The following is a 13,476-nucleotide window of genomic DNA, read 5'->3' on the forward strand; positions in this document are numbered from 1 at the left end:
CGCCAAAAATGACTTCACTGAGTCCGCTCTGTGCCTGCAGCTCGTCGATCCAGCGCAATAGCTGCTCAGCGCCGTCGAGGTTATTGGGAAAGCTCAGCACCCGTCCCTGTTGAATTCCCCGGAAATTAACAGCAGCAGCAACATGGACTTCTTTGGCAATGTCGATGCCTACGACCAGGTGATTTGTGGATATTCTTTCAATCCGTTGATTTACAGCCTGAGATGCTTTAAACTTCATTGTAGAGTGTCCTCCTATGGTGGGTTTTCAGGGCTTTTGACCCGTTATCCAACCCCATCGTACTAGAGGCACTCCTTTTGTTTCAAAGGCCAAATGTTAGCACCTACAGGAATTTTAATTGCTGATTATTGCGTGTTTTGGCAAAGTTGCGGACTCAGAAGCACCTATTTACGCAGATATTCCTTAATTTGTAAGTTTCGGTACGATTAACGGATCTTGAGTCCGTCAGGCCTACCAAAGCCTAAGAATTTCAGAAATAAGGTCCGCTGGGTCCGCAAAGACCTCTGTATCGCGGTCTGTGGTAATGCAAACTTCTCGTTTCTGTATGTCCAGGGTTGATATCATTTCGTAACCCATCACGGAATCGTGTGATTGCCCAGGTGTTAATTCAAAGCGTAGCGGGTTTCCCAGTGCATCGACTACGGCATGAATCCTGGCGGTTAACCGCCTTGGGAACGTTCGATCGCTTGCTTGCTTTACTCCTTTTGCGTCGGCCCCATGCTGATTAACTCGGACTATGGTTGTATCCATCATCATCTGCTCAAAATCGGGTTCAATGGTAACATGCTTCAGATTTCATCCCAGATTCCCGCCTTCTGAAAGCGCCATAAAAAGCTATAGGCGGAAGACCAAGACCAATGGCCATAATTACCGGGTAAATCACGCCATGATGTGCCGGTTCAGGCAACCCACAGGACGAGCATCTGGCGACGGTCTTTAGGTGGTCGACCTCCTTGTGATTTTCGGGCTGGCGGTAAAACATCTGAACGACTGAACGACGACTTCCCACTCTCGGTCTGTTATCTCGTATCTTCGACTCACAGCTCATATTTTACAAATTAATTCCTCAATTTACAGTTTGCGTACACACCCTAACACAAGCGAAAAAAAACAAAAAAAAGACCGCTTACAAAAGCGGCCTACAGTTCACTGAATTCAGGAACCGTACAGTTTTGGATAGGAGTGGAGAGAAACCATACTGTACTTTTATTATATGTATCCGTTTTCATTCTGTCAACCCTAATTTCAAATCTTTTTGAAAGCGCTTTGACTTTTTTTTAATCCGCCTTTCTTTTGTTTCGCCTTTCCCCCAGTTGTCCGGCCGCCCATTAAAAAAAGACCTTCTCATTGAAGGTCTGCACGATAGGTCTGCACGATAGGTCTGCACGATAGGTCTGCACGATAGGTCTGCACGATGATAATTCATAGAATAACTGCCTTGCACTTCTTAAAGTAGTTGCAGCAGCTTGCCATCTTAAGCCAAGCTGTCAGCACAACTTGAACTGTGAGCACTGCCGTCATAACAAAGTTGTCAGCACACCCTGAAAACTGTGCGCAACGCCGTCATAGCAAAGCTGTCAGTACACCCTCAACAGTATGTACCGCCGTCATTTATAAAGCCCTGCCACGCAGCGGCTGCAGTACACAGTCCTCGCCCGAGGCAACCAGTGTCAGTAGGACCGGTTATTGATAGACCGTGTAGCCCTGCCCCTGCAGCAGCTCTCTAGCCTGCTCCAGATAGCTCTCCTGCCGGAAAGACAGACGGAGAATTCCGGGAACATCTTCCCGGCTCTCGATAATCTGCATGTTGCTCAGGTTGATCTCCCTGTCCCCCAGTTCGGTTGCGATTCGGCCGATAATCCCCGGATGGTCAGGCACATCGATATACAAATCAAAGGTCGCCGCGATCACCCCTTTACGCCGCTCCGGCAGCCGCCCGCGGAACCGGTTTGCTTCCGCAAAAGCCGCTTCAATCCCCGCGCCGTCTTCACGTTCAAGCAGTCCGGCGAATGCCGCAACTTCACTATTCCAGTCCCGGAGCAGCCGCAAAATCACATCACGGTTGTTAATCAGAATATCACGCCAGATGAGCGGGTCGCTGGACGCGATCCGGGTAATGTCCCGAAAGCCCCCTGCCGCAAGCATGCTGTACAGGGAATCCTGCTCGTCATAGCCGTGAATCTGATTAACCAGCGCTACTGCGATAATGTGCGGCAGATGACTGATCGCTCCAACAATTTCGTCATGCCGCTCCGGGTCCAGCCGCACGATCTGCGCTTTGGTGTGTACCAGCAGCTGTTCCAGCGCTCCGCAGGCCTCTTCGGGAACACCGGGCGGCGGCGTCAGCACATAATACGCATTTTCAAATAAGACTGATGATGCCGCCTCAACACCGGAACGCTCCGACCCGGCCATCGGATGGCCGCCGATAAAATACGCGTCCGGCAGGGACAGCGCAGCGGCGCAAGCCGCGATACTCGCTTTGGTACTGCCCACATCAGTAATGATGCAGCCGGGCTTAAGCGGCAGCTCGCTTAGGCGCCGCAAATAGCTTTCCAGCAGGCTGACCGGCACGCACAGGAAGATGAAGTCCGCGTCCAATGCGGCTTCCTCAACGGATACCGTCGCATGGTCGACGACACCCCGCTCCCTGTATTTTTGCGCCAATTCTTCCTGATGGGCATAGCCTGTGACGTGAAGTCCTTCTTTGCCTTTAAAACACAGCGCAAGTGAGCCCCCGATGAGGCCCACTCCGAATATTGCGATTTTGGTTGTCATGACTGCTTACGCTCCTGCCTCAAGTAGATATCCTGATCGGGGCCGACCCATCGAATTTCGTTAGGCGTTTACACCCAGTTCATTAAGGACCTGTTCCAGCGCGTTAATGAATGCCCGGTTTTGTTCTTCGGAGCCAACGGTCACCCGGATGCAGGTCGGGTATTTGCCGAAGCCCGGTCTTACGATGATCCCGCGTTTAAGCAGCCCTTCGAAGATCTCGGCCCCCGGACGGCGGACATCGACCAGAATAAAGTTCCCGTGCGCCGGAAAAGCGTGTAATCCAAGCCGCTTGAACTCTCCCTGGAGCATTGCGATGCCAAGGCTGTTCAGCTTGCGGCAGTTCTCGATAAACGCCTGATCCGACAACGCGGCGAGTGCCGCAGCCTGGGCCAGCCGGGAGGTATTAAACGGCTCGCGTACCTGATTAATCAGCTTGATGACTTCGGGTGAACCCACACCGTAGCCGATCCGCAGCGCGGCCAGACCATAAATTTTGGAAAAGGTCCGCAGCAGAACCAGATTCGGGTAACGCTCAAGCAGTTTGATTCCGTCCGAAAAAGAAAGGTCCGTTACGTATTCGGCGTAAGCCTCGTCAAGAACCACCATGCAGCCGGCCGGTACCGCGTCCAGAAAGGAGGTCAACGCCGCATCCGAAACGATCGTTCCCGTCGGATTATTGGGATTGCAGACCCAGACAATCTTTGTGCGCGGCGTAATCGCTGCCAGCATGGCATCCAAATCGTGTACGCCGTCCTTGAGCGGGACTTCAATGCTGACCGCGCCTTCGATATCCGCATTGCTTTTGTACACCGAAAAGGTCTGATCCGCCATCACGGTTTCGTCTCCCGGCAGGAAAAAGGCCCGCGCGATCAGCGCAATCACTTCATCAGAGCCGCAGCCGAAAATCAGGTTCTCTTCCTTTACGCCCAGATGCCGGGCAAGAGCGGCCGACAGCTCGGCTGCTGCTCCGTCAGGGTACAGGAACAGCTGGTCCAGCTCGGCGGTGATCGCCGCTTTGGCGGCGGGAGAAGTGCCGTAAGGATTCTCATTGGAGGCCAGCTTGATTACATCCTCCAGGCCAAGCTCCCGCTTGACTTCCTCGATGGGTTTGCCCGGCTTGTAGACCGGCAAATTGACTACATGCGGTTTCGGCTTCATGTACAGTCCTCGCTCTCGTTCGGTTGTTATGCTTTTAACTGTGCCACAAAATTGCGGATTTGTAAAAGTCCGTCCGCGCGCTGTGCCGGATCGTTCAGCAGCGGAATGACCTTCTCGACCTTGCGCACGATGGCGCTGCCGACCACTACTCCGTCGCAGATGCGGGCGAAGCGGGCGACCTGCTCGCCGCTCGAAATGCCGAACCCGACCGCCACCGGCAGGTCGGTATTCCGGCGCACTTCGGCAATAAACTGCTCCACACCTTCGTGGAAGGACGAACGTTCGCCCGTCACGCCAAGGGAGGAGACGCAGTAGACAAACCCCGACGCCCCGCCGACGATCCGTGCGATCCGCTCGCTGGAGGTCGGAGCAACAAGCGGAATCAAGTGAATGCCCGCTTCGGCGCAGCGTTCCCGCACCTCTTCAGATTCTTCCACCGGCAGATCAGGAATAATCAGGCCGCTGACCTCATGCGCGGCAACCTCGCGGAAAAACGTATCCAATCCCATTTGCAGCACCGGGTTGTAATAAGTGAACAAAATAAACGGCAGTCCGCATCCCGATTCCCGGGACTGGCGCGCGACAGTAAGACAGGTGCGAAGCGTTACTCCATTCTTCAGCGCCCTGGACGAAGCTCGCTGGATGACAGGTCCGTCCGCCAGCGGGTCCGAATAAGGGACGCCCAGCTCCAGCACGTCGGCTCCCGCCGCTTCCAGCTCGGAGATGATCGCAACCGTCGTCTCCACATCAGGATCGCCGACCGTCAGGAACGGAATCAGCGCGGTGCGGCCTTCCTGTTTCAGCCGGGCGAATGCCTGGTCCATCGCATTGCTGCGGGTTTCGGTCGTCATTTCGCCCCGCCTCCTTCCGTATAAGCCATAATCGATTCGACATCCTTGTCGCCGCGTCCCGACAGACAGATGACAACGATCTGATCTTTGGGGAGTTCAGGCGCCAGTTTGGCGACATGGGCAATGGCATGCGCCGATTCGAGGGCGGGAATAATGCCTTCCGTCACGCACAGCAGCTTAAGCGCATCAAGCGCTTCCGCGTCCGTAATCGGAACGTATTCCGCACGCTTGATGTCTTTGAGGTAGGAATGCTCTGGCCCGACGCCCGGATAATCCAGGCCCGCCGAGATGGAATGGGCTTCCTGCACCTGCCCGTACTCGTCCTGCAGCAAGTAACTCATGGAGCCTTGGAACACGCCGTGGGTGCCTTTACTCATCGTTGCCGCGTGATACGGCGTATCGATCCCCCGGCCGGCCGCTTCCACGCCGATCATCCGCACCCCGTCCTCAACAAACGGATAAAACATGCCGATCGCGTTGCTGCCGCCGCCGACGGCTGCGACAAGCACATCCGGCAGCCTGCCTTCCGCTTCAAGGATCTGCCGTCTCGTCTCATCGCCGATCACCCGCTGGAAGTTGCGGACCATCATCGGGTAAGGATGTGGACCCACCGCTGAGCCGAGCACATAAAACGTATCGTCCACATGGCTGACCCAGTAGCGCAGCGCTTCATTACCGGCATCCTTCAGTGTCTTCGATCCCGAGGTCACCGGAACTACTTCCGCGCCTAGCAGCTTCATGCGGAAGACATTCAGCTGCTGCCGGCGTGTGTCTTCTTCACCCATGAAAACCTTGCATTCCAGGCCGAGCAGAGCGGCCACGGTCGCTGTGGCAACGCCGTGCTGGCCGGCTCCGGTCTCGGCAATTACCTTATTTTTGCCCATAGCTTTCGCCAGCAGACCTTGAGCAAGAGCATTGTTGATTTTGTGGGCTCCCGTATGGTTCAGGTCTTCACGTTTTAAATAGATCTTAGCTCCGCCCAATTCGTTGCTCAGGCGCTCCGCGTAATACAGCGGCGTCTCTCTGCCCGAATACTGCTTCAGCAGATAGGCAAGCTCTTCTTGAAAGGCCGGGTCGGCCGAATGCTTCTTGTACGCCTCCTCCAGCTCAATCAGCGCGTTCATCAACGTTTCAGGCACAAATCGTCCTCCAAAAGCGCCGAAACGTCCGCGTTCATCCGGTACTTGAATCATGGCTGCTTCACCCTTTCGATAAATGCTGTAATTTTTGCTATGTCTTTGACTCCGTCCGTCTCGACGCCGCTGGATACGTCAACGCCCCACGGCTCGTACCCTTGCAGCAGTTCGCCGACGTTGTCCGGGTTAAGGCCTCCGGCAACCATTAGCGGGAGTCCCATCCGGGACGCCTGCTCCCGGTAAGCCGGGATCCGGTCCCAGGCGAAGGTCCGCCCTGAGCCTCCGCCCTGATGCGGATCGTACGTGTCAAGCAGTACGGCATCAACACATCCGGCATACAGGCCGAGCGTCTCTTCCGGCCCAGCCGCCTGCGTCTCTGCGGAGTCCGGCTCCGAGATAACTTTCCAGATTCGCAGTTCCGGGTAGGCTCTCCGCAGTTCCCTGCACAGCTCCGGACGCTCGTTCCCGTGCAGCTGCACGACATCAAGCGGGACGGTATCCAGCGTCTGCCGCAGCTCATCCGGCGAAGGATTGCGGAACACGCCGACCGCTCCGGGAACGGCGTCTTCCGGCCACTCCCGCAGCAGGGCGGCAAGTGCCGCTGCCTGTTCCGGTTCGACCCGGCGCCGGCTGGGAGCAAAAACAAAGCCAATATAATCAACGGGTAAGCGTATCATAGATTTTAGCACTTCAACGCCCTGAAGTCCACAAATTTTTACCTTCGTCTCACCCATGTGCCGGCGCATCCTTTCGTTTGGACACAGGCTCCATTAACGTGCGGACCGCCTGGGCCACATCGTCTTTACGCATAAAATATTCGCCCACAAGCAGGCCATGGGCCCCGTAAGAAGCCAGAAGCTCCAAATCCTCCGGCCGGGAGATGCCGCTTTCACTGATAACTGGCACGCCGGCCGGGATAAGCGGGGCCAGCTCGCCTGTGGCTTCCAGACTGGTTTCAAAAGTATGCAGATTCCGGTTATTAATGCCGATCAGCACTCCCGGATTCTCCGCTTTCCCCGTCCCCAGCACCGTCTCCAGCTCGGCCCGGTCATGCACCTCAATCAGCACGTCGAGGCCAAGCGATTCCGCCGTATCTGTATACGCCGCCAGCTGCGCCGCGTCCAGAATAGCGGCGATCAGCAGCACCGCGTCCGCACCAAGCAGCCTGGCCTCGAAGATTTGACGCTCGTCGATGATAAAGTCCTTGCGCAGCAGCGGCAGGCTGACCGCCGCTTTTATATTCTGAAGATACTTCCCGCTTCCCTGAAAATAAGTCCGGTCCGTCAGCACCGACACGCAGTCGGCTCCTGCCGTTTCATAAGCCCGGGCGATTTCCACCGGGTCAAAATCTTCACGGATCAGGCCTTTGGACGGCGAAGCCTTTTTGACTTCGGCGATCAGCCCGAGGCCTCGTGTCCGCCGCCGGGTCAGTGCGTCGCGGAACCCCCGGGTAGCGGCCAGCCCGGCGATGGAGCGCTCGGCTTCGGTGAGAGAGAAGGTCCGCGCAAGCTCTTCGACTTCCATTTTTTTGGTGGCAACAATCCGATCAAGATACATAGTTCAGTTCCTCCGTCATGGCGGCCAGCTGCCGCAGTTTCTCCATAGCTTTACCCGAATCGACGGTGTCGGCGGCCTGCCGCACTCCGTCCTGCAGTGTTTCCGCAAGTCCGGCCACATAAATGCAGGCGCCCGCATTGGCCAACACGATATCGCGGTATGGCGACCGGTCGCCGGCGAATACCGAGCGGATAATCGCTGCATTTTCGGTCGCGTCACCGCCGAGCACCGCCTGAAGCGGATGGCTGGACAGCCCCAGATCCTCAGGTACAATCTCGTACGTGCGGACTTCGCCGCCTTTCAGCTCGGACACCCGTGTCGGCGCCGATACACTGATCTCATCAAGCCCGTCCAGACTGCTGACAACCATGGCCCGCTTTGAGCCTAGCTCGCGGAGCACACATGCAATCGTTTCGGTCCGGGACAAATCATAGATGCCGAGCACCTGCCGGTCCGCTCCCGCCGGATTGGTCAGCGGGCCAAGCATATTGAACACCGTCCGGAAACCCAGTTCCTTACGCGGCGCTGCGGCATATTTCATCGAAGGATGATACAGCTGCGCGAACAGGAAGCAGATGCCGATGCGGTCCAGGCACCGCCGCGCCTGCTCAGCGCTAAGATGAATGTTCACTCCTAGCGCCTCCAGCACGTCCGCGCTTCCCGCACGTCCCGATGCCGACCGGTTGCCATGTTTGGCCACTCGGACGGATGCTGCTGCGGAGATCATTGCCGACGCCGTGGAGATATTGAACTTGTGGATGCCCGATCCCCCGGTTCCGCAGGTGTCCAGGAGCCGCGCCGGCTCCGTCGTGACCCGGGTGCCCGCACCGCGCATCGCTTCGGCGAATCCGGTAATCTCCTCAACCGTCTCGCCTTTAATCCGCAGCGCCGTCAGCAGCGATCCGATTTGTGCCGGAGTAGCTTCCCCCGTCATGATCGCATCCATTACTCCACGCGCCTCAAGCCGCGTCAGATTTGTTCCGGCAACCGCCGCCGCGATTCCCGCCTGTACCCGCTCGTTCGTATTCATCGAATCGTCCTCCTCGTGGTTTGTTGCCGGAAATCCGCGCCTTCCGCGGTCCGGTGTCCGGGTGTTCCGTTACTATGGTTTCCGTTATTTCGGTTTCCGTTATTTCGGTTTCTGTTATTTCGGTTTCTGTTAATTCGGTTTCCGTTATTTCGCTTCCCGGTGCCCCGATATTCCGTTATCCTGTGTTTCGTCTTCTTTTATATCATCAGGCTGGTTCAGCCCTGTGTATATTCGTACATATAATCCTGGTTAATCACTTGCCCGGTCCGCTCAGGCTGCGGGAACATCGCTTCCGCCATCCGGATCGCTTTCAGCATGCCTTTGGCTTTGTTGACCGTTTCTTCGTATTCCTTCTCCGGAACCGAATCCCAGACGATGCCCGCGCCTGCCTGGACATAAGCCCTGCCTTTGCGAAAAATAATCGTCCGGATCGTGATGCAGGAGTCCATGCTGCCTGAAAATCCGAGATACCCGATCGCGCCGGCGTAAGCCCCTCTTGCCTCCCGCTCCAGCTCGGCGATGATCTCCATCGCCCGCAGCTTTGGCGCACCCGATACGGTTCCGGCGGGCAGACACGACAGAAACGCGTCAAAGAAGTCCTTGTCGTCCCGCAGCTTGCCGGACACGTTCGAAACCATGTGCATGACGTGGGAGTAACGCTCGATTTCCATAAACGCGTCGCATTTGACCGTCCCGAATTCCGATACCCGGCCAAGGTCGTTGCGGCCCAAATCAACCAGCATTAGATGTTCCGCCCGTTCCTTCTCATCCTCCAGCAGCTCCGCGGCCAAGCTGCGGTCTTCCGCATCGGTTGCGCCCCGCGGCCTCGTGCCGGCGATCGGCCGGGTTTCAACCCGCCCGGCGTCCACTTTGACCAACGCTTCGGGAGAGGTACCGACGATGATTTCCTCATCCATTTTTAAATAGTACATATAAGGCGAAGGATTGAGCGTCCGCAGTACGCGGTATACATGCAGCGGTGATACCTCCGTGTCGATATGAAACCGCTGGGAGAGCACCACCTGAAAAATGTCCCCCGCCCGGATGTACTCCTTGGCCTGCTCCACGTTCGACATGTACTGCTCCTTGGTCTGGTTGGAGCGGATGTCGCCGAGCTCAATGTCGCCCGGAATGGTGCGGCGGTTCAGGTTCTCTTTGGGGCCTTCGCGGTGCAGCTCCTCCGCCGCTTCTTCCAGCGCCTTGCTCAGCTCCTGGTATTTCTCGCCGATCCGGGCGTCCGTGTCACCCTCTTCGACATGAAGATTGCCGACCAGCAAAATCTGCTGCTTCACGTGATCGAATACAATCAGCCGGTCGCAAAACATAAACCGAATGTCGTCCATCTGCAGGTCGTCGGCCGCATGGGCCGGCAGCTTTTCGTAATACTGCAGCAGATCGTAACCAAAAAATCCGATGGCTCCCCCGGTGAACGGCGGCAGATCGTCCAGCTTCGGACTCCGGTAGGAGCGGAGCAGCGCCTTCAGTTCTTCAACGGGTTTGCCGTTTAACGTCCGGCGCTCGCCCCGGCATTCGACCTCAATGGCCCCTTTTTTGCCGGATATCATCAGGAAGGGATCGCTGCCGATAAACGAATAACGCGCCCACTGGATGCCGCCCTCCACGCTTTCCAGCAGAAACGCCCGGTCTCTTTGGGAAAAGCGCTGAAAAATCCGGATCGGCGTCTCCATGTCGGCCAGCAGTCTTTTTACGACCGGAATCAAATTGTATTGCTTCGACATCGCGATTACCTGTTCAATACCGGGGGTGGTCATGTGTGGTCCCTCCTTGGGGTCTTCGAATTCTGGTGATAAAGCCGCAAGAAACATCAAAAAGCCCCTGCCAAAGGCAGAGGCTCACATTAGATTATTGAAATAGGACGTGTACGAATAAGCGTCTTCACGCGCAGGAACCATCGGTTCAACAAACTCTGGGATTATCGTGTATCCCTGAGCAAGTGATTACAACAGTACCGCTCCATCATCTCATGACGGAAGACGATATCGTATCTTATAGCATGGCATCAGCGGCATTAAGTTGAACGGGCTCTTGGTAAAGGCTGCCTGTCACACCTGCTCTGATCCATGAATTGTCTTGCTCTCGTCTCATCTCAACTCTACTCTGCTTTGCTCTGCTCAAACTGCTACTTTCTTCTCGGCTATCCCTACTATACATGATGAACTTAGCCGCTGACAACCCCGGATTTGACCGTTCAGGTCGTTTGGGATAAATCCGGCCGCAGCTTCTGCGCTTCGTTCAGATATACATGCTTGATTTCGCGCTGGCTCAGGTTCGTATTTACCTGGACCATCAAACGGATGCAGCGCGGCAGACTTCCCTTGACCGGAATCTCTGTAGAACACATCAACGGGACCAGATCCCAGCCTTCCAGCTCGCGGATCGCCCGCGCCGGAAACGTGGCGTCCAAATCGTGAGTCATCGTAATCCACACACTGCAAATATCTTCTGCGATCACCTGGTTGCGCTCTACAATTTCCCGCAGCAGCACCACCGTCTCGCGTAAAATCTCCTGTTCATCGTTGCGGGTGACCGTAGTCGCCCCGCGGATTCCACGGTTTACCAAGGGCTCCCCTCCTTTTTCAGCTGCCGGATCACTTCGCGCACGGCGCCCTCCGGAATATCGTCCACAATCCTGACTTCGCCGACCGATTCCGGCACGATAAAGGTCATCCGGCCTTCCTTGAACTTTTTGTCATGCCGCATCGCTTCCAGCAGCTCCTCTTCCCCGTACGCTTCGGGAAGCGTGACTGGCAGGCCCAACGCTGTCAGCATGGCCACCGTGTCTTCATACACAGTTCGGTCCGCGCCCCTCTGGACGGCCAGTAAAGCGGCTCCCGCCATACCGATCGCAATGGCTTCGCCGTGCAGGACGACGCCGTAACCCGAAACGGCTTCAATTGCATGTCCAATCGTATGCCCCAGATTCAAAATGGCGCGAAGACCCTGTTCCGTTTCATCCACCGCAACCACCCCGGCTTTGATCGAGCAGCCCCGCTCAAGCGCATAGGCCAGCGCTTCGCGGCTGAGCGACGTCAGCTCCGCAGCATGCTCCAGGCACCAGTAAGCGAAGTCCCGGTCCCGGATCAGACCGTGCTTGACTACCTCCGCCAGCCCCGAAGAGACTTCACGCGGCGGCAGGGTCATCAGGGTGTCCAGATCGTACACCACCATAAGCGGCTGGTAAAAAGCGCCGATCATGTTTTTGGCGAGCGGATGGTTAACGGCGACCTTTCCGCCGACACTGCTGTCGTGCGCCAAAATCGTTGTCGGCAGCTGGATAAAACCAACGCCGCGCATGTAAGTCGCCGCCACAAAACCAGCCAAATCGCCCACCACGCCGCCTCCCAGCGCCAGCACCGCCGAACGCCGGTCAAGCCCCGCCTGGATCGCCGTCGTCATGACTTCCTGGTATACCTCCAGGTTCTTAGAAGCTTCACCGGAGGGAATGACGTGCAGCGCGACCTTAAAGCCTGCTTGTTCCAGCGAGGCTTTGAGCGGTGCCAGATGCCGCGGGGCAACCTCGCTGTCGCTTACGATAAGCAGCGGGCTTTTCGTAGACAGTCCCGCTTCAGTGCAAAATTCGCCCATCCGGGACAGCAGCGCGGTCCCGATATGAATCGGATACGAACGGCTGCCCAGATCAACATTCAATGTTCGCATCTTAATAGCTCTCCAATTGAGCCAGGTAATTGTTGTAGTTAGCCCGGATCTCTTCCATCGAATCGCCGCCGAACTTGTCGAGGAACGCCTTGGCGATTTCCCAGACAACCACATTCTCCAGTACGACAGAAGCGGCCGGCACTGCGCAGGCATCCGAACGTTCCACCTGTGCGGTAAACGGCTCCTTCGTGTCGATATCCACACTGCGGAGCGGTTTGTACAGTGTCGGGATCGGCTTCATCACACCCCGGACAACAACCGGCATGCCGTTGGTCATGCCGCCTTCGAAGCCGCCGAGCCGGTTGCTGGCGCGAAAATACCCGCGTTCGGCTTCATACAAAATCTCGTCGTGCACCTGCGAGCCGCGCAGCTTGCCTGCTTCAAAGCCGATGCCGATTTCCACGCCTTTAAACGCGTTGATTGACATAACCGCCCCGGCAATAGCAGCGTCCAGCTTGCGGTCCGCCTGCACATGGCTGCCCAGCCCGACCGGGAGGCCCTCCACGATACATTCCACGATGCCGCCTACCGAATCGCCTTCTTCTTTGATCTGGTCGATGTAGGCTTCCATCTTGCGTTCCGTTTCTTGATCGGCCACGCGGACGGACGAAGCTTCCGTAATCCGGGCAAGCTCCTCTACAGACAGGTTGTTCGCCGGCGCTTCGATTTCGCCGATCCGGATCACCTGGCCGGCCACTTTAACGCCAAAAGCTTCGAGAAACTGCCGTGCCACGGCACCGCAGGCAACTCTTGCCGCCGTCTCCCGCGCGCTGGATCGCTCCAGCACGTTGCGCAGGTCCGTCAGATTATATTTCAGGCCGCCGTTTAAGTCCGCATGCCCCGGGCGCGGACGGTTTACCCGCCGCTTCTCCTCGTTGCTGCCGGGAATCGGCTCAACGTTCATAATATTGCGCCAGTGGGTCCAGTCCTTGTTCTCCACAACAAGCGCCACCGGCGCGCCGGTGGTGAAGCCGTGCCGGACACCGCCAACAATTTGCGCGGTATCTTGTTCGATCTGCATCCGTCTGCCGCGGCCGTACCCTTTTTGCCGCCGCTGGAGCTGGTGGTTCAGTGCCTCAAAATCGAGCTTCAAATTGCTCGGCAGTCCTTCAATAATAGCTGTGAGCTGGGGTCCGTGCGTTTCCCCCGCCGTTAAATAGCGTAAACTCATGCTGCGTTCCCCCTTCGCACTTTAAACCGCTAAAATCTATAATCTTTGCTCATTATAGTATAGCGCCTGCGCATTTGACAAGGAAAGCCTCGATTAGC

12 protein-coding genes and 1 pseudogene are annotated in these 13,476 nt (G+C 56.7%); all 13 read right to left on the reverse strand.

Annotated features, from left to right (window positions below; genetic code table 11):
• Positions 1-238: pseudogene (locus ACE6ED_RS04685) on the reverse strand (IS110 family transposase); the annotation flags it as partial.
• Positions 239-469: 231 nt separating this feature from the next.
• Positions 470-775 carry a transposase gene (locus ACE6ED_RS04690; RefSeq protein WP_410825864.1) on the reverse strand — a complete coding sequence of 102 codons (306 nt, stop codon included), beginning with the start codon at positions 773-775 and terminating at the stop codon, positions 470-472.
• Between the two features lie 927 nt (positions 776-1,702).
• Entirely contained in the window at positions 1,703-2,797 is a 1,095-nt protein-coding gene (locus ACE6ED_RS04695) for a prephenate dehydrogenase (protein WP_410825866.1), read from the reverse strand.
• 60 nt (positions 2,798-2,857) lie between these two features.
• Positions 2,858-3,955 carry a histidinol-phosphate transaminase gene (gene hisC / locus ACE6ED_RS04700; RefSeq protein WP_410825867.1) on the reverse strand — a complete coding sequence of 366 codons (1,098 nt, stop codon included), beginning with the start codon at positions 3,953-3,955 and terminating at the stop codon, positions 2,858-2,860.
• A 26-nt stretch (positions 3,956-3,981) separates the two neighbouring features.
• On the reverse strand, positions 3,982-4,806 hold the full coding sequence (gene trpA, locus ACE6ED_RS04705; RefSeq protein ID WP_410825869.1) for a tryptophan synthase subunit alpha: 825 nt from the start codon (positions 4,804-4,806) through the stop codon (positions 3,982-3,984).
• On the reverse strand, positions 4,803-5,999 hold the full coding sequence (gene trpB, locus ACE6ED_RS04710; RefSeq protein WP_410825871.1) for a tryptophan synthase subunit beta: 1,197 nt from the start codon (positions 5,997-5,999) through the stop codon (positions 4,803-4,805). The genes trpA and trpB overlap by 4 nt, the downstream gene beginning before the upstream one ends.
• Entirely contained in the window at positions 5,996-6,676 is a 681-nt protein-coding gene (locus ACE6ED_RS04715) for a phosphoribosylanthranilate isomerase (protein WP_410825873.1), read from the reverse strand. Before ACE6ED_RS04715 ends, trpB begins: the two co-directional genes overlap by 4 nt.
• Positions 6,669-7,499 (reverse strand): indole-3-glycerol phosphate synthase TrpC, encoded by an 831-nt coding sequence (gene trpC, locus ACE6ED_RS04720; RefSeq protein ID WP_410825875.1) that lies wholly within the window; start codon positions 7,497-7,499, stop codon positions 6,669-6,671. The genes ACE6ED_RS04715 and trpC overlap by 8 nt, the downstream gene beginning before the upstream one ends.
• A complete protein-coding gene (gene trpD / locus ACE6ED_RS04725) occupies positions 7,489-8,529 on the reverse strand; it encodes an anthranilate phosphoribosyltransferase (protein ID WP_410825876.1) in 1,041 nt (346 codons plus the stop codon). The genes trpC and trpD overlap by 11 nt, the downstream gene beginning before the upstream one ends.
• A gap of 215 nt (positions 8,530-8,744) precedes the next feature.
• Positions 8,745-10,301, reverse strand: a complete 1,557-nt coding sequence (gene trpE, locus ACE6ED_RS04730) for an anthranilate synthase component I (RefSeq protein WP_410825877.1) — start codon at positions 10,299-10,301, stop codon at positions 8,745-8,747.
• Positions 10,302-10,738: 437 nt separating this feature from the next.
• Positions 10,739-11,110, reverse strand: coding sequence for a chorismate mutase (gene aroH, locus ACE6ED_RS04735; protein ID WP_410825879.1), 372 nt, complete (start codon positions 11,108-11,110; stop codon positions 10,739-10,741).
• Positions 11,104-12,207 carry a 3-dehydroquinate synthase gene (aroB, locus tag ACE6ED_RS04740; RefSeq protein WP_410825881.1) on the reverse strand — a complete coding sequence of 368 codons (1,104 nt, stop codon included), beginning with the start codon at positions 12,205-12,207 and terminating at the stop codon, positions 11,104-11,106. The genes aroH and aroB overlap by 7 nt, the downstream gene beginning before the upstream one ends.
• A 1-nt stretch (position 12,208) precedes the next feature.
• Complete coding sequence (gene aroC / locus ACE6ED_RS04745) at positions 12,209-13,378, reverse strand: chorismate synthase (RefSeq protein ID WP_410825883.1); 1,170 nt, start codon at positions 13,376-13,378, stop codon at positions 12,209-12,211.
• Positions 13,379-13,476: the final 98 nt, after the last annotated feature.

Origin of the sequence: Paenibacillus nanchangensis, from assembly GCF_046543445.1 — a bacterium.
In the GTDB taxonomy this organism is placed as follows: Bacteria; Bacillota; Bacilli; order Paenibacillales; family Paenibacillaceae; genus Paenibacillus_AQ; species Paenibacillus_AQ nanchangensis.